General features: G+C 60.1%; 26 protein-coding genes. 3 read left to right on the forward strand and 23 right to left on the reverse strand.

Annotated features, from left to right (window positions below; genetic code table 11):
- Positions 1–199: 199 nt before the first annotated feature.
- Positions 200–979, reverse strand: a complete 780-nt coding sequence (fpr, locus tag ASC85_RS23460; RefSeq protein WP_003198368.1) for a ferredoxin-NADP reductase — start codon at positions 977–979, stop codon at positions 200–202.
- A gap of 121 nt (positions 980–1100) precedes the next feature.
- On the opposite strand from fpr, the gene ASC85_RS23465 reads away from it, so the two are divergent.
- Positions 1101–2027, forward strand: coding sequence for a LysR family transcriptional regulator (locus ASC85_RS23465; protein WP_003198364.1), 927 nt, complete (start codon positions 1101–1103; stop codon positions 2025–2027).
- A 4-nt stretch (positions 2028–2031) separates the two neighbouring features.
- Here the strand turns inward: ASC85_RS23465 and ASC85_RS23470 are convergent, their stop codons facing one another.
- The 3 genes from ASC85_RS23470 to ASC85_RS23480 form a co-directional block, all read right to left on the reverse strand.
- Positions 2032–2394 carry a diacylglycerol kinase gene (locus ASC85_RS23470; RefSeq protein ID WP_003184792.1) on the reverse strand — a complete coding sequence of 121 codons (363 nt, stop codon included), beginning with the start codon at positions 2392–2394 and terminating at the stop codon, positions 2032–2034.
- Between the two features lie 72 nt (positions 2395–2466).
- Positions 2467–3120 carry a response regulator transcription factor ErdR gene (gene erdR, locus ASC85_RS23475; RefSeq protein WP_003198362.1) on the reverse strand — a complete coding sequence of 218 codons (654 nt, stop codon included), beginning with the start codon at positions 3118–3120 and terminating at the stop codon, positions 2467–2469.
- A gap of 213 nt (positions 3121–3333) precedes the next feature.
- Entirely contained in the window at positions 3334–4080 is a 747-nt protein-coding gene (locus tag ASC85_RS23480) for a tRNA-uridine aminocarboxypropyltransferase (protein WP_057451610.1), read from the reverse strand.
- A gap of 184 nt (positions 4081–4264) precedes the next feature.
- Here ASC85_RS23480 and ASC85_RS23485 point away from each other — a divergent pair, with 184 nt between their 5' ends.
- Entirely contained in the window at positions 4265–4687 is a 423-nt protein-coding gene (locus tag ASC85_RS23485; protein WP_003198359.1) for a quorum-sensing-regulated virulence factor family protein, read from the forward strand.
- On the opposite strand, the gene ASC85_RS23490 is transcribed toward ASC85_RS23485, so the two are convergent.
- The gene (locus tag ASC85_RS23490; RefSeq protein WP_014336838.1) at positions 4688–4882 is read right to left on the reverse strand and encodes a hypothetical protein; all 195 of its coding nucleotides are present in this window, start codon (positions 4880–4882) and stop codon (positions 4688–4690) included.
- A 464-nt stretch (positions 4883–5346) separates the two neighbouring features.
- Here ASC85_RS23490 and ASC85_RS23495 point away from each other — a divergent pair, with 464 nt between their 5' ends.
- Positions 5347–6465: a TIGR00730 family Rossman fold protein gene (locus ASC85_RS23495; RefSeq protein WP_057451586.1), complete on the forward strand. Its 1119-nt coding sequence runs from the start codon at positions 5347–5349 to the stop codon at positions 6463–6465.
- Between the two features lie 46 nt (positions 6466–6511).
- On the opposite strand, the gene recX is transcribed toward ASC85_RS23495, so the two are convergent.
- The 18 genes from recX to ASC85_RS23585 all read right to left on the reverse strand — a co-directional run bounded on the left by recX (position 6512) and on the right by ASC85_RS23585 (position 21254).
- Positions 6512–6979 carry a recombination regulator RecX gene (recX, locus tag ASC85_RS23500; RefSeq protein WP_003198353.1) on the reverse strand — a complete coding sequence of 156 codons (468 nt, stop codon included), beginning with the start codon at positions 6977–6979 and terminating at the stop codon, positions 6512–6514.
- Positions 6980–6987: 8 nt separating this feature from the next.
- Positions 6988–8040: a recombinase RecA gene (gene recA / locus ASC85_RS23505; protein WP_003198351.1), complete on the reverse strand. Its 1053-nt coding sequence runs from the start codon at positions 8038–8040 to the stop codon at positions 6988–6990.
- 83 nt (positions 8041–8123) lie between these two features.
- Positions 8124–8624 (reverse strand): CinA family protein, encoded by a 501-nt coding sequence (locus ASC85_RS23510; protein WP_057451587.1) that lies wholly within the window; start codon positions 8622–8624, stop codon positions 8124–8126.
- Between the two features lie 71 nt (positions 8625–8695).
- The gene (locus ASC85_RS23515) at positions 8696–9232 is read right to left on the reverse strand and encodes a lysis system i-spanin subunit Rz (RefSeq protein WP_057451588.1); all 537 of its coding nucleotides are present in this window, start codon (positions 9230–9232) and stop codon (positions 8696–8698) included.
- Complete coding sequence (locus tag ASC85_RS23520) at positions 9214–9777, reverse strand: glycoside hydrolase family 19 protein (protein WP_057451589.1); 564 nt, start codon at positions 9775–9777, stop codon at positions 9214–9216. The genes ASC85_RS23515 and ASC85_RS23520 overlap by 19 nt, the downstream gene beginning before the upstream one ends.
- Positions 9778–9801: 24 nt before the next feature.
- The gene (locus ASC85_RS23525; RefSeq protein ID WP_057451590.1) at positions 9802–10248 is read right to left on the reverse strand and encodes a phage tail assembly chaperone; all 447 of its coding nucleotides are present in this window, start codon (positions 10246–10248) and stop codon (positions 9802–9804) included.
- Positions 10249–11145, reverse strand: a complete 897-nt coding sequence (locus ASC85_RS23530) for a gp53-like domain-containing protein (protein WP_057451591.1) — start codon at positions 11143–11145, stop codon at positions 10249–10251.
- 111 nt (positions 11146–11256) lie between these two features.
- The gene (locus tag ASC85_RS23535; RefSeq protein ID WP_057451592.1) at positions 11257–11817 is read right to left on the reverse strand and encodes a tail fiber assembly protein; all 561 of its coding nucleotides are present in this window, start codon (positions 11815–11817) and stop codon (positions 11257–11259) included.
- A 7-nt stretch (positions 11818–11824) separates the two neighbouring features.
- Positions 11825–12922 carry a phage tail protein gene (locus ASC85_RS23540; protein ID WP_057451593.1) on the reverse strand — a complete coding sequence of 366 codons (1098 nt, stop codon included), beginning with the start codon at positions 12920–12922 and terminating at the stop codon, positions 11825–11827.
- Positions 12923–12949: 27 nt separating this feature from the next.
- On the reverse strand, positions 12950–13459 hold the full coding sequence (locus tag ASC85_RS23545) for a hypothetical protein (RefSeq protein WP_057451594.1): 510 nt from the start codon (positions 13457–13459) through the stop codon (positions 12950–12952).
- The gene (locus ASC85_RS23550; protein WP_057451595.1) at positions 13456–14610 is read right to left on the reverse strand and encodes a hypothetical protein; all 1155 of its coding nucleotides are present in this window, start codon (positions 14608–14610) and stop codon (positions 13456–13458) included. The genes ASC85_RS23545 and ASC85_RS23550 overlap by 4 nt, the downstream gene beginning before the upstream one ends.
- An 11-nt stretch (positions 14611–14621) precedes the next feature.
- Positions 14622–15221 (reverse strand): YmfQ family protein, encoded by a 600-nt coding sequence (locus tag ASC85_RS23555; RefSeq protein WP_057451596.1) that lies wholly within the window; start codon positions 15219–15221, stop codon positions 14622–14624.
- Positions 15209–16249, reverse strand: coding sequence for a baseplate J/gp47 family protein (locus tag ASC85_RS23560; protein WP_057451597.1), 1041 nt, complete (start codon positions 16247–16249; stop codon positions 15209–15211). Before ASC85_RS23560 ends, ASC85_RS23555 begins: the two co-directional genes overlap by 13 nt.
- Positions 16239–16637: a phage GP46 family protein gene (locus ASC85_RS23565; RefSeq protein ID WP_057451598.1), complete on the reverse strand. Its 399-nt coding sequence runs from the start codon at positions 16635–16637 to the stop codon at positions 16239–16241. Before ASC85_RS23565 ends, ASC85_RS23560 begins: the two co-directional genes overlap by 11 nt.
- Positions 16637–17146 carry a phage baseplate assembly protein V gene (locus tag ASC85_RS23570; protein WP_028237198.1) on the reverse strand — a complete coding sequence of 170 codons (510 nt, stop codon included), beginning with the start codon at positions 17144–17146 and terminating at the stop codon, positions 16637–16639. The genes ASC85_RS23565 and ASC85_RS23570 overlap by 1 nt, the downstream gene beginning before the upstream one ends.
- Positions 17147–17410: 264 nt before the next feature.
- Positions 17411–18451, reverse strand: coding sequence for a phage baseplate assembly protein (locus tag ASC85_RS23575; protein ID WP_057451599.1), 1041 nt, complete (start codon positions 18449–18451; stop codon positions 17411–17413).
- Positions 18452–18454: 3 nt separating this feature from the next.
- Positions 18455–19693 carry a DNA circularization protein gene (locus tag ASC85_RS23580; RefSeq protein WP_057451600.1) on the reverse strand — a complete coding sequence of 413 codons (1239 nt, stop codon included), beginning with the start codon at positions 19691–19693 and terminating at the stop codon, positions 18455–18457.
- Entirely contained in the window at positions 19680–21254 is a 1575-nt protein-coding gene (locus ASC85_RS23585; protein WP_057451601.1) for a hypothetical protein, read from the reverse strand. Before ASC85_RS23585 ends, ASC85_RS23580 begins: the two co-directional genes overlap by 14 nt.
- Positions 21255–21382 lie beyond the last annotated feature (128 nt).

Genomic DNA, 21382 nt, shown 5'->3' on the forward strand with positions numbered 1-21382 from the left:
AGCTCTGCCGGGTGGCATTTGCCTTGATGAAAAATCAGAGCGAATACCAGCCGAAGCCTATGTTGCAGGGTTGCCCTGCAACATAGAATCTCCCACATTTGATCTGCAGTGACTACAAGAGTGTGTGGTCACACATGCTCCATTGTGGGAGCGAGCCTGCTCGCGATAGCTTTCGGTCAGCCACCGCATAAACCGAGGCTTACTTCTCTACAAACGCCCGCTCGATCAGGTAATCACCCGGCTCACGCATACGCGGCGAAACGGTCAGGCCGAAGCTGTTGAGCACTTCGCTGGTCTCGTCGAGCATGCTAGGGCTGCCGCACAACATGGCGCGGTCGTCCTGCGGGTTGATCGGTGGCAGGCCGATGTCGCGGAACAGCTTGCCGCTGCGCATCAGGTCGGTCAGGCGGCCTTCGTTCTCGAACGGCTCGCGCGTCACGGTCGGGTAGTAGATCAGCTTTTCACGCAGCGCTTCGCCGAAGAACTCGTTCTGCGGCAAGTGTTCGGTGATGAACTCGCGGTAAGCGACTTCATTGACGTAACGCACGCCGTGGCACAGGATCACTTTTTCGAAACGCTCATAGGTTTCCGGATCCTGGATGACGCTCATGAACGGCGCCAGGCCAGTACCAGTGCTGAGCAGATACAAATGCTTGCCAGGCTTGAGATCGTCCAGCACGAGGGTGCCGGTGGGTTTCTTGCTGATAATGATCTCGTCGCCTTCCTTCAGGTGCTGCAACTGGGAGGTCAGCGGACCATCAGGCACCTTGATGCTGAAGAACTCGAGATGCTCTTCCCAGTTCGGGCTGGCAATCGAGTAAGCGCGCATAAGCGGGCGGCCATTGGGCTGTTGCAGGCCGATCATCACGAACTGACCGTTCTCGAAGCGCAGGCCCGGATCGCGGGTGCACTTGAAGCTGAACAGAGTGTCGTTCCAGTGATGAACACTGAGGACACGCTCGTGGTTCATGTTGCTCATGTACGGGGACTCCTGGGAATAATGCCTGCGCCGATAATCTGCGCAATTGCATCGCATTCTAATGGCGGCGACAATATCTGTTAAATGGATTATTAAGATAAGGGTTATCGGTTATATCGATATGCGATTTACTCTCCGTCAACTTCAAGTCTTCGTCGCCGTCGCCCAGCAGGAAAGCGTGTCTCGCGCTGCGGGTCACCTCAATCTGTCGCAGTCGGCGGCCAGCACCTCCATCACCGAACTGGAGCGGCAATCGAGCTGCCAATTGTTCGACCGTGCCGGCAAGCGCCTGAGCCTCAACGCCCTGGGCAAACAACTGCTGCCCCAGGCAGTCGCGCTGCTGGACCAGGCCAAGGAAATCGAAGACCTGCTCAACGGCAAGTCCGGTTTCGGCTCACTGGCGGTCGGTGCCACCCTGACCATCGGCAATTACCTGGCGACCTTGTTGATCGGCGGTTTCATGCAGCGCCATCCAGAAAGCCAGGTGAAGCTGCACGTGCAGAACACTGCCAATATCGTGCACCAGGTTGCGCATTACGAAATTGATCTGGGTCTAATCGAAGGTGACTGCAGCCATCCGGACATCGAGGTACAGAGCTGGGTCGAGGACGAACTCGTGGTGTTCTGCGCCCCTCAACACCCGCTGGCCAAGCGCGGCCAGGCGACCATGGAGGAACTGACCCATGAGGCGTGGATTCTACGGGAACAGGGTTCCGGCACGCGCCTGACCTTCGACCAGGCCATGCGTCACCACCGCAGCGCGCTGAATATCCGCCTGGAACTGGAACACACCGAAGCGATCAAGCGCGCCGTGGAATCCGGCCTGGGCATTGGCTGCATCTCACGCCTGGCCCTGCGCGACGCTTTTCGCCGCGGCAGCCTCGTCGCAGTGGAAACCCCGGACATGGACCTGGCGCGGCAGTTTTATTTCATCTGGCATAAGCAAAAATACCAGACCTCGGCCATGCGCGAATTCCTCGAGCTATGCCGGGCTTTCACCGCCGGGGCCCAGCGCAGCGACGAAATCGTGCTGCCGACCATTGCCTGAGCCGTTACAGCAGCACCACGCCCCACACCAACGCGATCATCGTCAGGGCGACGAACTGGGCGGCGCTGCCCATGTCCTTGGCGTTTTTTGACAATGGGTGCAGCTCCAGGGAGATGCGGTCGATGGCCGCCTCCACTGCCGAGTTGAGCAATTCCACGATCAATGCCAACAGGCACACGGCAATCAGCAGCGCCTGCTCGACACGACTGACGTTGAGGAAGAATGACAACGGAATCAACACGACGTTGAGCAGCACCAACTGACGGAAAGCCGCTTCGCCGACAAAAGCTGCACGCAGCCCATCCAAAGAATAGCCGGAGGCGTTGAGGATGCGTTTCAGGCCGGTCTGGCCTTTAAAAGGTGACATAGAGTGGGCAACTGATCGAAAAGGAGTGGAGAAGCTAATTCAAACCCGGTCAAAAAAGCGTGAACCGGAACACTAAGCCTGCGGCGAAATTGACTCAAGTTGTTGCAGCAGCAAGGCCGCCTGGGTCCGGGTGCGCACGTTCAGTTTACGAAAGATCGCCGTGACGTGGGCCTTGATGGTGGCCTCCGACACGTTCAGTTCGTAGGCAATCTGCTTGTTCAGCAAGCCTTCGCAGACCATGGTCAACACCCGGAACTGCTGCGGCGTGAGGCTGGCCAGCCCTTCGCTGGCGGCCTTGGCTTCCTCGGACACGCTCACCGCTTCGAACGCCTGGGGCGGCCAGCAGACATCGCCGTCCAGGACGGCCTTCACGGCCTTCTGAATCATCTCAAGGGAACTGGACTTGGGGATGAATCCGCTGGCGCCGAACTCCCGGGCCTTGACCATCACCGAGGCCTCTTCCTGGGCCGAGACCATGACCACGGGGATCTGCGGGTATTGGCCCCGCAACAGCACCAGCCCTGAAAAACCATAGGCACCGGGCATGTTCAGGTCCAGCAGCACCAGGTCCCAATCGGCCTTCGCCGTCAACTGGACCTCCAGTTCCGCGATACTGGCCACCTCCGTCAACCGGACAGCCGGGCCGAGGCCCAGGGTCACAGCCTGATGCAACGCGCTGCGAAAGAGCGGGTGGTCATCGGCAATCAGGATTTCGTATGTGGCCATTTTTCAAATGATCCTGTTTTTAATGGCAGGCCCGATGCATTCGCGCCTCGCCAAGACAACTCAAGACACCGCCATGCAGCGGCATCCACAGGGGCACATTCAACGCCAAACACGGCGTTTCAAACATTGGCGGCGCCCTGGTCGGCGCCAAGCATGCCCAGCGAAGCCGGGGTGGTCAAGCAGCACGGCCGTCACAGTGTCCAGTATGGGCCACTATTGGGCCAATACTGCTTGCGGCGTGCGGATAAAGGGTTGCAACTCAGCGTGGGCCGGGGTCGACACGTTCACCTCCTGCTGGCCCTTGGCGCCCAGGTAATGCTGGCTGAACACATCGAAATAGGCGTCCAGGGCCGAAGCGGCATCGCTGTCCCCCGCCAGCTCCAGGCACAATGCCGCCACTTCGGCGGTGCACAGGTGCTCGCTGCGGGTCGAACGGCGCAGACGGTAACGCGATAGTCTATCGGGCAGCAGGCTCAGGATCGGCAGTCGGTCGAAATACGGGCTTTTACGGAAAATCTTCCGCGCCTCGGTCCAGGTCGCATCCAGCAGAATGAACAGCGGGCGCTTGGAATCATCGAGGTCAACCGTGTGGGTGACCCGCGATGGCTCGACGTATTCGCCCGGAAACACCAGGTAGGGTTGCCATTGCGGGTCGTTCAGCAGCGCCAGCAGTTGCTCATCGACGTCGGTGCGCGACCAGATGAACGCGTGATTGTCGCGCACGACGTCGGCAATCAGCCAACCCGTGTTGCTCGGCTTGAACACTTCCTTGTTGGTCATGATCAGGCAGACTCCGGAGCGGGTCTCGACACTCGGACGCCAGGCGCACAGGCAATGGCTCTCGATCACCCGGCAGGCGCTGCAACGGGGTGCGCGCCAACCACGGGCCTGGATCGGCCTGATCCCCTCATCGATGCGCTGATCGCGCAGGCGGGCTACGGCGTTAGGGGCGTGATTCATCATGGGCAACGCCGGCAGACAGGAAAACTCGACACGAACAACACTCGGCAGGGCAATAAAGGCCGGCAGTCTACCAGAGCGCACGAGCCTGTACCGCCCACCCGGGCTCCCCTATAATTCCCGGCCACTGAACGCACAGTCATGTGATCGGTCGAACCACCAGTCACTGAACCAGGAGAGTTTCATGCTGCGCCTTATCGTCCCTACCGTTGCCGTTCTGCTGGCGACGTCCTTCAGCGCTCAGGCTGCTTCGCTGAAAGAACTCGAACTGAACAAGATGCTGCAGAACGTCGCCAAGGAAAGCAGCGTCGGTACGCCGCGGGCGATCAACGAAGACATTCTCGACCAAGGCTATACCGTCGAAGGCACTGAGCTGATCAACCATCTCAGCGTGCAAAGCAGCCACGCCCAGAAAATGCGCGCAGATCCCAAGGCTGTGTATTTCCAGTTGGGCTCTACGGTGTGCACCAACCCGGGTTTCCGCAAGTTGATGGCCAAGGGCGCAACCATGCGTTACGAGTTCACCGAGGTTAAGACCAACCGCCCGGTCGCGACCGAGCGCTTCCAGGAATCGGATTGCCCGAAACCGGCCAAGACGAAGAAGTAATCAACCTGAGCTTGCGCGCCGCTGCTCATCGTCGGCGCGCAACTCCGCCACCAGCGCCTGCAAGTAACGCGAGCGCCATGCTCGCCCTCCCAGCCGACGACAGCATTCTTCCTCAAGACTCACCCGATTGGCCTGTGCCGATTCCCGCAGCATCAGGTACAACTGCCTGTCGAGCTCCAGAGTGACCCTGGTCATTTCTCCCGCCTCCATGCCCGATCCGCTTCAATCCATCACGTGGCACCCAGCCCTGGGCGTCAAATTGCATTGGCACGCTTGTTATCAGTAAATCAGAGCGGCACGCACCCGGCCGGCAATCTGACGAGCGGCGCAATAGTTCAGCGCATGTATCAGCGGTTGCCAACGGTCACTTTTGAGCGCCATGATCAGGACAGCAAAGATCGACATGACGGTCTAGATTCAAAGTATCCATAGTCTTTTCATCGGGCAGAAAGAGGCTGCCCGGCCAACACCTTGGCGTGTGATTGTTTTTATCAAAGGGAAAAGCAGAACCCGCTGGATGGCTTGGTCGCCTTGCTGCAGACCGCGTCAAGCCAGGTCACCCTCCAGGCCGATGCCTGGGCTGACAACGACACACGGAGTGTCGTGGCCTCGATGAATCTCTCGTCCGGGCCGGGGTCCTGTTAAGAAGGAGAAGCTGAATGCCTTACAAACCGAATGACCTGCTCAGTCGTCATTTTGAGAACCACGGCCACGACCTCACCCGCAAGGTCGAAGAACAACTCAACCTGGTCTCCCCCAACAGCCCCAACCTCCCCATTTACCGAGACATGATCCTGACTGTGCTGCGCATGGCCCAGGAAGATCACAACCGCTGGAATGCCAAGATCACGCTACAAGCCCTGAGGGAACTGGAACACGCCTTCCGTACCCTCGAGCAGTTCAAGGGCCGGCGCAAGGTCACGGTCTTCGGCTCGGCCCGAACGCCTATCGAACATCCGCTGTATGGTCTGGCCCGAGAGTTGGGGGCTGCACTGGCCCGCTCGGACATGATGGTCATCACTGGCGCCGGCGGTGGCATCATGGCCGCCGCCCATGAAGGTGCAGGGCGCGACCACAGCCTGGGATTCAATATCACCCTGCCTTTCGAGCAACACGCAAACCCGACCGTTGAAGGCACGCCGAACCTGCTGCCGTTCCACTTCTTCTTCACCCGTAAACTGTTTTTCGTCAAAGAGGCCGACGCACTGGTGCTCTGCCCTGGCGGTTTCGGCACGCTTGATGAAGCGCTGGAAGTCCTGACGCTGGTACAGACAGGCAAGAGCCCGCTGGTGCCGGTGGTCCTGCTGGATGTCCCGGGCGGCAAGTTCTGGCAAGGAGCCCTGAACTTTATCCGCGAGCAATTGGAGGAAAACCGCTACATCCTACCCACCGACATGAAGCTGATGCGCCTGGTGTACAACGCCGAAGAGGCCGTGGAAGAGATCAACCAGTTCTACCGCAACTTCCACTCCAGTCGCTGGCTCAAGCATCAGTTCGTGATCCGCATGAATCACAAGCTAAACGAACAAGCGCTGCAGCAGATGCAGGGAGAGTTCGCCGATTTGTGCCTGAATGACTGTTTTCATCAACATGACTACAGCGGTGAAGAGCACGACGAAGCCCAGTTCAGTCATCTGACGCGACTGGCGTTTACCTTCAACGCCCGGGATCACGGTCGTTTGAGGGAACTGGTGGATTACATCAACCTGCCGGAAAACTGGGCCCAGCCCGCCCAAAAACCCCATCCCCTCACATGGGAGCCGATCAAGGTAACCTGAGCCCATAAAAAAACGGCCTGCTATCGAAATAGCAGGCCGTTTTTGTTTAGTCATCCATACCGCGACCGCTGAACAAGCGGTTGATCATTTCCATGGAGTAACCTCGATACGCCAGGAAACGCCCCTGTTTGGCTCGTTCCCGTGCATCGATGGGTAAATGTCCTGAGAACTTGCGGCGCCAGGTGTCCGTCAGTTGCTCCTGCCAATCAATACCGCTTTCGCGCAAGGCAAGTTCGATATCCGGGCGTTGCAAACCGCGTTGGCCCAGTTCCTCACGAATTCGCAAAGGACCATAGCCGGAACGGGCGCGATAAGAGACAAAGCTTTCCAGGTAACGGGACTCCGACAGCAAGCCCTCTTCGGTCAAACGGTCGAGGGCCGTGTCGATCAACTCATCGGGAGCGCCGCGCTGACGCAGCTTACGCGTCAGCTCGACTCGACCATGCTCGCGCCTGGCGAGCAGGTCCATTGCTGTTCGCCGCACCGCGACGAGGGTATCGAGTACGACGGTCATCGAATCGATCAGATGTCAGCGTCAGCCAGGTCGTCAGCGGTCTCGCGATTAGCCACGGACTTGACGTCTGCCACCGGGCTCAACAGCTTGTCACGCAGTTGCTTCTCAAGGGCGGCGGCGACTTCCGGGTTATCCGCCAGGAACTTGGCCGAGTTGGCCTTGCCCTGACCGATCTTGGTGCCGTTGTAGGCATACCAGGCGCCCGACTTCTCGACGAAACCGTGCAATACACCCAGGTCGATCATCTCGCCATTGAGGTAGATGCCCTTGCCGTAAAGAATCTGGAACTCGGCCTGACGGAACGGCGAAGCCACCTTGTTCTTCACGACCTTGACGCGGGTTTCGCTGCCGACAACCTCATCACCTTCTTTCACCGCGCCAGTACGGCGGATGTCGAGGCGAACCGAAGCGTAGAACTTCAGCGCGTTACCACCGGTGGTGGTTTCCGGGCTGCCGAACATCACGCCGATCTTCATACGGATCTGGTTGATGAAGATCACCAGGCAGTTGGCATTCTTGATGTTACCGGTGATCTTGCGCAGGGCCTGGGACATCAGGCGAGCCTGGAGGCCGACGTGCATGTCGCCCATTTCACCTTCGATTTCAGCCTTTGGCACCAGTGCCGCCACGGAGTCGACGATGATCACGTCAACCGCGTTGGAACGCACCAGCATGTCGGTGATTTCCAGGGCCTGTTCGCCGGTATCCGGCTGGGAAACCAGCAGGTCGTCGACGTTGACCCCCAGTTTGCCGGCGTATTCCGGGTCCAGGGCGTGTTCGGCGTCGACGAAGGCGCAGGTCGCACCGGCTTTTTGGGCCTGGGCGATCACGGACAGGGTCAGTGTGGTTTTACCGGAAGACTCAGGACCGTAGATTTCAACGATTCGGCCTTTTGGCAGGCCGCCGATGCCAAGCGCAATGTCCAGGCCCAGGGAGCCGGTGGAGATGGAAGGAATAGCCTGACGGTCCTGATCGCCCATACGCATTACGGCACCCTTGCCGAATTGACGTTCGATCTGACCCAAGGCCGCAGCCAAGGCTTTCTTCTTGTTGTCGTCCATTAAAGTCCTCACGTAATCAATAAGGCCTGACGGCCAACACCTGTATAAGTAGCCAGTATTATTCCACAGCGATTGAGGATCGCCTACCCCTGATTTGAGATTTCTACAGCGGCATGTTGCAGCAGCCCGTCTAGCGCGGCCTTCACCGTTTGTCGGCGGACCTCGTCGCGGTTGCCTGCAAAGAAGCGCTGCTCGCTGATCACCGTCTCGCCAACGCCCCAGGCCAGCCATACGGTACCCACCGGTTTATTCGGTGAACCTCCATCCGGCCCAGCTACACCGCTGACCGCCACGGCAAAACGCGCCAGGCTTTTATGCTGGGCGCCTCGCACCATGGCCTCGACCACCTCGCGACTGACCGCCCCCACCTTCTCGAACAACTCGGTCGGCACATCCAACTGCTGGGTCTTCTGGCGATTGGAATAAGTGACAAAACCAGCCTCGAACCAGGCCGAACTCCCGGGAATCCGGGTAATCGCCTCGGCGATCCCGCCGCCCGTGCAGGATTCGGCCGTGGTGACGTGGGCATTGAGCAACTGCAGGCGCCTGCCCAATTCAGCGGCCAGTTCGGTAATGTCGTCCATGGTGCTCTCCTGATTCCACGCAATTGAGGCCTACCGTACACGAGCAATGGAAGCTTGCAAGGCTCGAGGGATTACCGACCCAGCGCTCTGATATAGGCCTGACAGGCCTGCAAGGCAATCAATCCGCGATCACCGGCGTCGGTGATGGCGATAATTCGTTGAGCATGCGCCGGGTCAAGTCGGGCGCGTGGGGCGCCATGATCCAGGCCGCCGGTGCGGGAGGCGGCAGGCACTGCACAACCGGCGACAACATCGTCGGCGTCGAGGAGGACTGACAGCCGGACATCGGCAGTAGCAAGGCGATCGCGCAGGCGATCCTGGTCACGTTGGGCATCGTTCAAGGCTCGGTAATGGGTTTGTTCGCTGGCGGCGAGCTGCTGCTCCAGGGCCAGGCGCTTGTCTTGCTCGGCCTTTTGCTGCGTCGCGGCCGCTTGGGTCATTTGATTAAGCGTCTCGGCCTGGGACTGTGCGAGTCGGGCCAACTGCTGTCCGTAACGCCAGCCCTGGAACTGCCACGCGAGCATCGCCGAACCGCCGGCCAGCAGCGCGAGCAACACCGCAATGCCCAGGGTGCGAGACGAAAAAGGCATCAGGTCGAAGGTTGGCATAACACCGCCCTCGCCCGAGCCCAGAGCCGCAGACGCTCCTCCAAGCCGTTCAAACCGCCGTTGATACGCCGGGTGATGCTGTTGAACTGATCGCGGTCGGCCAGTTCGTTCAAGCCGTTCTGCTCCCAGAACCAAGCGGCGGACTCGCTGGCCCATTGCGGCTGCTCAAGAAGCTCAGGCAAGGCCAGCAGGCGTTCGTCGCCGAACAGCCCCTGACTGCAGCGAAGGTAATTGTCACGGCCGGTTATCTGGATCAGCCCTCGGCCGCGATACTTCTGCCCGTCACCGTCAGCCTGGGGCGAGTTGCCCAAGCGAACGGCCAGGGTTCCGGTATCGTATTTGCTCAGGTATTGCTCGCTGCCCAGCTCGCGTACATAACGCAATTGTCCCGACTCATGACCGACCTGGGCCAGGAACGCGGCCATGCGTTTGGGTGTGTCGATACCATGGCGCGACATGGCAGCATTCAACGCGGAAATAAAAACGCCCGCTTGGGCGCGGGCGTTGGGCATGATGCTGACTAGTTGCTGCTGCGTAAGGTCCATGTTCAGGTCATCGCAAGTGCATGATCAAAGATGTCCGGCCAGCCAGGACGGCGCAACCGGACGATATTCAGTGGCTGGAAAGTGCTCATCCTGCGGCCAATCCCTCAGAGCCCGGCGATATGCCTGGAGCTGTGTGTACTGTGTTTGGTCCAGCGTCGTACCGCCGCCGTCGTCCATTTCGTCGCGATCCCTTGCAACGAGGCGGTCGGTTGCCGTGAGCTGGGCGTTGCGCCACGCGTATTCATTTTCTGAAGCCTGGGCCGATGTCAGAGCGGCTGGGTCAAGGAGAACGGGATAACCGGTGTCAGGGTTGGCCGAAACACGCTTGGGCGAAATGGCGAGTTGCTGAAGCAGCGACAGCCAGTAAGCCCGAGGGATTTCGATGACATCATCGGGAATATCAGAAACATTGATACCGGGAACATACGCTCCGCAAGTGCTTGGACTGAACAACAAAGTGAATTCATTCATTCAATAACCCTTCGCAAAATAGGTAACGCTCCATCCCGCAGCGACGTGCCCAGAATAGTCTCGGACTTTCAGGCGCACGCCTTGGCGGGTGGCGGTTCCACCTACCATAATCACCATGGCTCCATCACCACCTACATGGTTCGCCACAACCGAAACAAAAGCATTGGGGAATGAGATCGGGAACGTAACGAACACTTCTCCGTTGGCGTCGGTTGTACCGTAACCCCACTGATCGATGTTTCCGCTCGCGTACTTTTGGTAACCCGGATTGCCGAACTGGCCTGAAAACGACGAGGTATATTTCAGAAGAACGGTGCCGCCTATCAACCGCCATTGATTGTCCAGCTTGACGAATTCCGCCGTTTCACCACGGCCCAAATCGATTGGCCCAAGCATTGAGGATGAAGGTCCTAACGTATCGGCAGACGAGGCTGTCGATACGTTCACGACGGCCCCTACGTTGATCAGTGTAAGCGTCGCCCCATGCATGATTCCCACTGTACTGGGCAGCGTGACGTTGATTGCCGTAGTGCTGGCAAAACTGACGGCTCCGCCAACATGGGCTTGTGTCAGCACCGTACTGACTGCATACACGGAGAAGCCGGAATATTGAACACCGCTGCGTTTTACAAACTCCGTGGTCGCCACGGATCTATCGTTATCAAATTGGGGAGCAGTGGTGAATAATCCGCTGCTGCGCAAGGCCGTCAACAACTGGTTATCCAATTGTTCCGACGGTGTTAGTCCTGCGGCTTGAATGACACTCAGCAATTCCTGCGTCACACCATTGCCCCAACTGGCGGGAATCAAGGAACCCGGCGTACCCGCCAAGGGATCCTCATCCACGAACCTGCCGTTCGACAGACCTGCACTGGGCACACTTTTTGGATAGTCCATTTTTTCGCTCCTGACTGACCAGCGATCAAAATGAAGGCGATATAAAGCCTCACCGTTAATGCGCAGTGGCACGATAAATTAAGGAAGTTTTGATGTTTTGCCGTGGGTTGCTTAAGCCGCCGGCTCAGGCATCACAGGCCAGTTGATGTCGGTAGGAAAACCGACCTGATGCTGGATGCGATTCAATTCAACGCTATAGAGTTTCCACTCCATCAGCGCCAGTTGTTCCTGGTCGCTGGCGTCGCCGATGTCTTCGGCGTATTGGAAGGGAGCAATCCTTTGAACGGCCGCACGCAGTAATTTATCGCGTTTTGCCAAAGCTTCGAGTTTGAGATCAGCCCGCTGTAGCGCCTCGTCAAATACCCACATGTTCTCTCGCCACACATGGTAACTACCCGGCCAAGGTTCGGCTGTGCAGGTATCTGGCAACTCGCCAAACTCGGTCCACTCCAAATGAGCGCCGTTGTCCTTGCGATACACCGAACCGCGCCAGTCCACCATTTCTCGAGGAACACCATTGACCATGACCCAGGAATGATGTTCTTGGGCAGCGGGCAATTCAAAAGAGAGCTGGATGCCGTTGCTTGGAATCTGGATGCCCATGCCGGGCGTTACTGGAAGCTCGACCGGGCCCGACAGGACGCCATTGTCGTCAAATAGATAGATGAACATAGTGGCCTCAGATCAACTTGATTCGAGCGGGATAGGCGATGTTTCTGGGACGAGTTTCAGTACTGAAACCTCCGATATTGCCCACAGAGTCGCCACTGTTATAAGCCGCGTTGGGAAATGTCGTACCGAGGGTGCCAGACACGGGCGCGGCATTAACGTCATGCGTCAAATCCCATAGGCTGTCAGGAAGACTAGGCGTTGGACGCACAGCAGTACCTGAGCTGGTTGGCAGGAAATGGTTGTGACTTTCCAAGGCATCCGCCTGCCGACTACCCGCCAGACGGTTGACATCCACCCCTCGCGCCTCATCCAGGACACGCAGGAATTCGCCCCGAATATCAGGTAGGCGAAAGGTGGTAGCACCGTCACCATTAGTCCAAGCACCTTCGTTCCCTGCCCGGGTGGCTTCGGTCACTATCACACCGGATGACTGAGCCAAGTCGAACAACCAGGGCCAATCACTACGCAACAGGAGATTGCCGTTGAGTACGGCATAACCGCCAGGCAGTACCTGGCGTGCACTGTCAAATGAGATGCGCCCCAACGGGGTGGCATCAAACCGCCCCAATGGCCACCAGGCTCCCGTCCCGTCACTGCGCAAATGCCACCAATCGCCACTACCCATTAACACCAGAAATGGATAACCATTGGCTGCCAGATGGGTATGAAACCGAACCCTATCATTACCGTCAGCCCGCACCGTCAGACGGTTACCACTGTTATCCACACGTCGCACAATCACATCGCGAACACCGAGCGTCGCGTTGGCAGCGGGTAGAGTTACAGTGCTTGCACCCGCACTTGCATCGATCAACACCAGACCCAACTCATCAGCGGCCAACACCTTGGATGCCGTGAGCCGCGTGATGACTGAGCGCATCGGACTACTACGCCCGAGAATGGTTTGTAGTGCCTTGATCAACTGGCCGTTATCCGCTTCAGACGGCGTCATGCCAGCCGAGGAGATCACGCCCAGGATTTCTTGAGTGACACTGTTCCCCCATACCGCAGGGATCAACGACCCAGGCGTACCCGCCAGCGGGTTTTCATCCACGAACCGGCCGTTCACCAGCCCGACGCTGGGAACACTTTTTGGATAATCCATGTTCTATTTCTCTCTATGAGACGGGGCTCAAGCGTGAAGAGGTAGTGCTCGGATAGTCGCGAGCACGTCATCAGCGGCTTGGGTCGCAAGATCCGCCTTGCCTTTGCCGATGTGCGCGCGGATCTGTGTCTTGGCCCTGAGGCGCAGCTCGCGAAGTGCCAGCAGGTTCGCTTCGAATTCGGCGGCCTTGGCGAGAATCTGATCCGCCGCCTGCCTGGCTGTGCGCCCTTTGACAACCCACGCCGAAACGGCCAGTGGAACGGCTTTTTTCGGGTAACCCTGATCCTTGAAGGCCTGCGCCTCCAGGGCGGCTTGTTGGTATTCCAGGGCGCGTAGTGGATCACCGGCCAGCGTGCGACGTGCGCTGTCAGCAGCGGCATCGACCTTGGTGCACAAGCGTTCGGCTTCCTGGCGCAGCAGCTCAGCAGCATTCTCGTCAGTCAGCACCCAGGTGCCGTCCTCCCAGGCATGGGCGAAAGAAGGTGCAGGCGGGCGAAGTCCATCTTCGTACTGGTGCAGTTCTTGAATGACTTTCATCGGATCAGCTCCCAGGACAGGTGAACATTGATTGCGTTGGTAAAATTGACGCCGATACCCACGCTGTAATCGGTCAATGCCTGGTGCCCCTTGATTCCCATGCTCAGCAACAGCTCGTCGCTATCGGCATTGGTGGCACCCAATGTGTGCTCGGCCTGAAAGCACTGCCAAAGCGAGCGAGATTGAGAGTGATCAAAACTGGCTGTGACGGTAGAAACCGTAACGTCGTTGACAACGTTATTGGAGAACAGCACACACATGTATGGGCCATTCCAGCCCACCGCATTGTTGCCGATACTTTGCAAGGCGGGTGACAGATAGCTGTAGTTGCCCCCAACCCACCCGGCCTGAACAAACGCCAGGGAAGTCACGGCGCTCGGAGAGGGTGTTGGATTGCCCGCCACAAGTCGCGCTGCACGTGCATGGGGATCCAGCGGCAGATAAACCACCCCCGTGCCATTCACCGTTTGAGTCCAGGCCAATTGAGCACGGTTGTAGATCGTGCGAATCGTCGGCAAGGAGCCCGGCGCCCCGGTCATCACCCAGGCCAGGCACATGTCCAGGGGTGTGGATGCAAAGCCACCGCCGGACGCTCCGTTGACAGTCCCCTTCAACGATTCTGGCGAAAGGTCATACAGGCTTCCACGCTGCATATAGAACGTCAGCGCGCCGCCTATGACCTGCGCTCTTAGAAAATAGCTGGCGCTGGGCAACAAATCGGCGCTGCTCCAGGCCGCCGTCACGTAAGTACGGGATCGACCCAACCGCCCACTTACCACCTCTTGTCCAATGCTGATGTACACACCCGCCGGAATCGAGACGCGACCGCCGCTGGTTGATAGTGCCGTTGGCGTTACTGCCAGACGGGCGTCTGCCGTTGCAATCGTTGGCAGCGGCAAAGCGGCGATCGGAAGCGCGAGATCCTGGTTCCAGCCCTTGGCGGTGACTGACTGAATCGCCTCGAGCAGTTGATCGTTTTGGGTTTCATCCGGGATCAGATCCCCCGCCTTGATGACATTCACAATCTCTTGCGTTACACCATTTCCCCAAGCTGCCGGAATCAACGACCCCGGCGTTCCGGTCAATGGGTTTTCATCCACGAACTTCCCATTCACCAAGCCGGCGCTGGGCACACTCTTCGGATAATCCATCCGTTTACTCCCTAGTCATAATTGATGTGAACCTTGGTATGCGCCGGCGCACTGCGATGAATCAGGCACTCCAGAGCCGACCCCGGATTAACGCCAAACCGTTCGCCCCAGTAACTGGCGCCAAAACGGCGCCCCAACAGCAGGCGACCGCCGGTGTTGAGGGTCCACATGAATTGCGCCTGCCAAGTGCCAAAGTGAGCCTCGCCGAATCGTGCGCGGCCCATGCGCGGGGTCTTGAGTTCGGTGATGGTGGCGTTGGGGTAACCCTGGCTCTTGGCGATTTCCACGTAATAGGCAATGGCCTGGCTACCGACCGCCAACAACCGCCGACGCACCGCCAAGCGACGATCGTCATACAACGGCGTGGCCCCGAGGCACGGATCGGGCAGGTTCATCACCCGCTCCCAATCCGGCACCAGTTCACTCACTCCCGCCGGGTCCATTTCGTTGAGCAAGTCGGCGGCACGGGCGTCGAGGCGGGCCAGCTCCTGGGCGATGCCTTCAAGCACTTGCTCAAGTTCCGGCACGCGCTCCGGATCCCACGCAGGGCCGCTGGGCAGCAGGCTGCGCAGTTGGGCCTGGTACTGTTCGACGGTTCTTATTCCAGCCATGTGCAACCTCCGAACGTCAGCAGTTGGTTGCTGGCGGCGACCACGTTGGCGACGGGTGCGGAGAGTTTGTGGTCGGTTTCGCCGGTAGCGCTGCTGATGGCTTCAGTGATATGGCTCAGCAACAGCGTTTCGCCGAGGCCGGCTTCGCGGTTGTGCAGGTCGCGCAGTTGCGCCTCGACGGCCGCGCGCACGGCGCTGGTGTCCGGGGTGATGCGCAGCCTGTAACTCACCGGCACCTGCGTTGGCGCCAGCACGTGCAACTCGGCGGTTACCGGACGCAAGGGCTCGATGTAGGCCCGCACCTCTTCCAATTGCTCGGCATTGGGAATCGGCTGCAAATCGTCGTCACGCATGACGAACAAGCCGACAGTGCCGGGTCCCAGGTAGCTGCCGCGACACCAGGCGCGGGTAATGCCGGGGCACTCCAGGGCCCAGGTTTCATAGTCCTGGGCCGAGCCGCCGTGGGGGATGATGCGGTAGGAGCGGATCACCCGGGCCCGCAGCGATTCGAGGCTTTCCCTGGCAACACCGCCGGTCAGCCCCGGCGCCAGCACGGTGAAGCTGCTGCCAATGCCGAGGATCGGTTGGACTGGCGTCAGCACCAGGCCGGCGTCGGCGTTGCCCAGGCTGCCAGCGTCCAGGGCGGCGATGGTGGTGCTGTTCAGGCCATTGCTGGTAGTGCGGGCGGTGGTCACTTTGAATGTGCGGCCATCGGTGGATTGCAACAGTGTGTCGACATCCAGTACCGCACCGGCGGTAGCGCTGAAACTGACACTGCCGCTGGCCACCTGGGCCGCTTTGCGCGCCTGGTTCAGGCGCAGGGCAGCGATGCGTTCAAGGGTGGATTCATCGGCCTTGTCCGGCAGGATCTGCTCGGCGATCCAGTCCAGGTAGCCATACAGGCCATAGGCGGCGCCACCCAGGGTGCGGGCCAGCACTTGGGCATCGGACTGGCGCAGCGAATCGCTGGCCAGGTCGCTTTGGGCGCGTTTGATCAGCACCGGCAGCGAAGGGGTTTCAAACGGCATAGGTCACCTGCCAACTGTTATCGGGGTTGATGTCCAGGCGCTCGCCGTCAGCCAGGGTCAGGACCGTGCGCAGGTTCAGGCGCTGGGCGTCGAGGCGTTCGCTGATGACGTCGATGGCGCTGCAGTGCCCGTCATCGATCAGCCATTGCAAGGCTTCGCGAGCATAAAATTCGGCGTCGAGCTGGGTCTGGCGAGTCAGCTTGACCCGGCGCAACAGCCACAGTCGCGAGCCGATGCGGTCGTCGGCAACGGTCGGAAAGGTGTCGCCCCACCAGCCGAAACGTTCTTCATCATCGACGGCATCGTCGTCAGCGGCGCGGCGCCAGGTGAACAGGCTGATCAGCACCGAACGGGTCAGTGCGGCGTGCAGGTTCTGGCTGATGAACATCATTGACCTCCCGCCGGCGCACCGGTCTGACCGTTGCCGGCCTGTACACCGACATGCACGTGTTTGATCTGGCTGATGCCGCCGGCGATCTGGTCGCCCTGGGAAACGATCTTGCCGGTGTGGTTGATGACTGGGCTGTCGATGTTCACCGCGCTGCTGGCGCGGATGTTCAGGGTTGCGGTCTGGATGTCGATGACACGACCGCGCTTGAAGTGGAGCTTGTCGCCTTCGTCGGTGTAGAGCGCCACTTCACCAGGGGCCAGGGCCTGGAGGCGAAAACGGCGATCGGCGACCACCAGCACCACCGCATGGGAACGGTCACCCCCCAGGAACGTGGCAATGCCCTCGGCACCGGCCAACGGGTTGCTGGTGAAGCCGTAGGGTTCGAAGTGCTCCATGTCGTCGTTCACTTCGCCGGCGGTGAGGCGCATTTGCAGCGACTGCAACTTGGTGGCCGAATTGGCGAGCACGACAGTGCCGCGCGCCAGGAGGCGGGTCAGTAGGCTCATTGAGGTTTCCTTGAGAATCGGGGACTTGAACGCGGTGTTCGGATCAACACCTCTATTGGCTGCGCTGCCGCCATCGCGAGCAGGCTCGCTCCCACAAGGGATTTGCGGTGGGCAGAAACTTGGAGGCGGTCTCGAAATACTGTGGGAGCGAGCCTGCTCGCGATGGCGGTAGCACATCCAACATCGATGCAAGCTGACCCATCGCTTTCGCGAGCAAGCCCACTCCCACAGGGGATCTGTGGTGGGCAGGCATCGGTGCCGGGCTCAGGTTTTGGGCGGCACCGGGTTGGCGTCGAAGGTATGCGGCGGCGCGACTTGCAGGATGGTGACGGAGCCTTGCGCCGATAGGGAATACGTCACTTTGGAAATCAGCATGTCACCGTCGAACCCCAGCACCGGGTCGATCACCCGCACCAAGGTGTTATGCCGCCACAAATCGCCATTGGCCTGGCGCCAGCCCTGCACGCGGTAGGTGGTGGTCAGGGCCTTGCCGGTGCGGATGGCGCTTTCCCAGTCGGCCCGTTGCTGGGCCAGTTCGAAGGTCAACTGCGCGCTTTCGCTGATCACCGTCACCCGCTTGCGCTTGAAGCTCAGGTCCGTGGCGGTGCCGGAGACTTCACTCACCGCCGCCCCGCTCTGCTGATCACTGCCCTTGTGCTGGCCGATGACCCGGTATTCGGAGAACACCTGGCTGTAGTCCATCGGTGCGTTGCCGGAAAGGATGTTCTTGCCCAACTCCAGCACATCACTGGCCCGTCCGCCGCTGCCGGGTTTGGCCAGTAGCACGCGGCCTTGCGCGTCATCGGTGGAGAACACCCGGAACAACGTCAGCAGACGGTCGATGGATTGAAAGACCGTTTCCCCCGGCACGATGCTGTGTTCGCTCAACCGCGCGGTTTCAGGGATTTCACTGATGACCCCCACGCCGTATTGCGACGCCAGGGCCTGGACGATGCTCAACACCGTTTGTCCGCGCCATTGCGTCGGGCGGTTGATCGCCGCGCAGTCCACCAGATCCTGAGTCTTGGAACCACCTTCGATACTCAGACTGATCTGCCGCCCGTCATAGCTGACCGGTGCCTTGAACACATAACCGCTGAGGACCAGGTCGGCACCAATGCGCACCTGGCATTCATCACCCGGACGGATCGGCACCGCTTGCGTCTGCCCCGGCCATTGCCAGGTGATATCGAGTTTGAAAGTGCGGAACTGGCGCTCCAGGTCCGCACTGATTTCCACACTTTTCCAGCCGCCGTAATCCAACCCGCCGACGGTAAGCGAAACCGCGTTGTCGAGCTCGTTCATGACTTACTCCCCCGAGACTTTCAGGTCATTGGGCGGCAGGAAACCAGGATGGGCTACGCCGTTACGCTGGGTCACTTCCGTCACCCGGGTGGCATCGGCAAATTGCTGATACGCCACCACCAGCGCCGGCAGGCTTTGCTTGAACGACAGGTTGATCAGCCTTACCCCCGACGACGCCACCGCCGTCAGGTGCGCGGCCATTTGCTGGCGCAGGTTGTTCATCGCCTGGTAGTGCTCCGGATCAGCCTTGAGGGAGGCTTGCCAGATAGCCTCGTTAAGGGCATCGCGCAGGGCCAGCACATCGTCGGCCACCGGCACGTCCCGGCGCTGGACCGGTTGCACGGCCTGTTGCGCCACCGACGGCGTAGCGCCCAACTTGACCACAGGCGCCGCCACCGGCATCGCCGCAATCCATTGCGCGGCCTGCACCAGCAGCGTGTCCTGCACCAGATCGGCCACGGCCTGGGCCGCCGCCGTGGTGTCCTTGCCGGTGGTGAGTTTGGGCGCGTCGGCCTTGCGAATGGCCTCCACCTGTTGCGACACGCTGGCAATCACGCCGCGATAGCCGTCACGGGCAAAGTCCTTCAGTTCCCGAATGTCCCCCAGCAATCCCTTGAACTCGGCCGCCACCTCCTTGGGCAGCTCTTTCACCGCCTTGACCAGATCGCTGAGTTGCCGATAGGTCTCGATCAACGGCTTGAGCTCCTGCTCGATCACGCCGTAGATGTCCTTGAGGCTGTTGCGCAGATCCGCGATACCGATCCGCGCGGCCTTGATCAACGTCATGGCATTTTCAAAGCGCCGCACCGCCGAACCGAGGAAGCTGTCGGCCGAGACCAGCAGCAGTTTCTGACTATTGATCGCGGCTGAAGGGAATTGCAGTGGCTGGTCGGGGTAGAACTTCAGGGCGAACGTCACCAGCCCACCGCCCTGGCGGGTCTGGGTCATGTCGCACTCGCCGACCTTGACCTGCAGGCGCCCCAGCCACGGATGCACCAGTTCACCGCTGCCCTGCTCCAAAGCCTTGAGCAGCTTGTCGCGCTGTTCCAGGCAATCGGGGCCGACGATGAACGCGGTCAACTCATGAATCTTCGCCTGCTGGCCGAGCCCCTCGAAAAACGGCTGGTCGCGCTGTGGATATTCATGCAACTGGCCTTTGTGGCCGACCGGGGTTTTCGCCTGATCGACCCAGAACCCGACGCCACGAAAGGACGCCGGCAACAAACGATCACGCCAGCTCATTGGAACCTCCTGTGGAAAGTGAGCGATAGCCGATGCGCGAACTCACCGCCAAGGCCGGTTGATTGGTCTGGGGCGGATCGGCGCGCAACCCGGCCGGCGCGTTTTCGAAACGCACGGTCAGGCCGCCTTCGAGTTGCGTGCGGTTGTTGGCGGCACTTTGTTGCACCAGGGCACTGGAGGTTTGCGGCAACGCACCGGGCGCCAACGAGGTTTTCGCAGGCCCGTTGGCGGACGCTGGCGCCAGGCTGGACGACAGGCCCGGAGGCTGCTCGCTGGCCCCGCCAAAAAACGCCGGCGCCAGCTCTCCCTTGCCTTCGGCATTGGTGGCGCGCTGTGCCTCGGTCAGTCCTTCGACCTTGCCAGTGAACGTGGTGATGAGTTCACCGAAGCCGCCATTGAAGAACGCCTTGATCGGCGCGATCACCTCCTGCAACTCGTTCCACCACTGGCTGAACCACTCGCCCACCGGCCCCCATTGCTGAGTGAGGCCCTCAATGGGTGACCAATCGAACAGGCCGCTGAACACCGCCAGCATGATCGACACCTGATTGCGGATGCCCTCCCAGATCCCGGCGAAGACTTCACCGATCGTGCCCCAGTTGGCCATGATCAGTCCCAACGGCGTCCAGTCGAACAAGCCTTTCAGGGCATCCATCACCGGCACGGTCAAGGCCTTGAGCAGGTCCCAGATCGCCGCGAACAACCCGGTCAGGGGCGTCCAATTGGCAACAATCAAACCCAAGGGTGACCAGGCGAACAGCGTCTGCATGAAACCGATGATCGGCGTTGCCGCCGCCACGATCACATTCCAGAGCGCGCCAAAAAAACTGCTGATCGGGCCCCAATGACTGATCACCAGCCCCATCGGGGTGAAGGCGAACATCGTCTTGAAGAACTCGACCATCGGCAGCACGATGGGCGCAAGCCGCTGCCAGAGCCCGGCGAAGAACGCCGAAATCGGCGTCCAGTGGGCGATGATCATCCCTGCCGCCAAGGCGATGCCCATGGCAATCAAGCCGATGGGATTCATCTTCAAGGCCAGGTTCACCACCTCGAACGCCTGGCTTGCGCCGCTGACCGCCATCTGGATCGCGTTGAACGCTACGACGCCATTTGCCAGGCCCTGTACCAGTTGCGGGTTGTCCTGCAGCACCTGGGCCACGCCGCTGACCATGGGCTGCAAACTGACCGCCACCGCGTTGACCGCAGGCCCCAGGGCCGAGCCGAACTGCACCGACACGTTGCTGATGGAAGTCTTCAATCCATCCAGGTTCTGTGCCGCTACACGGGGCGCGTCAGGCGCCTGGACGGCACTGGCCGCCGCGCTCGCTGCGCCCGCTTCGTCCTTGAAGGCCAGCGCCGACTTGAGCCCGTCCATAAACGGTTGGGCCAGGCCGCCGCTGGGCAGCAGACCGGAAATGTCCAGGCTGCCCAGGCCCGTGGCGTCGAGGTTCTGCTTGAAACTCGCGACCTTCGCACGAAGGCCGGCGAGCTTGGGTGACAGCTCATCGATGCCCGTGAGCAGCACCGCCTTTTTCTCTACCTTCTGTGTGTCTGCCATCACTGCACCTGCTGCATCGCATTGATCCGTTGCGCGTGCTCCAGGGATTCGCGGAGCACATCCAGTGGCCTGGCCATCATCTGTTCGGGGTCAACCTTCCAGAACCAGGCCAGGTCATAGGCGGCGGC

Origin of the sequence: Pseudomonas sp. Root401 (genome assembly GCF_001425105.1) — a bacterium.
GTDB classification, from domain to species: Bacteria; Pseudomonadota; Gammaproteobacteria; order Pseudomonadales; family Pseudomonadaceae; genus Aquipseudomonas; species Aquipseudomonas brassicacearum.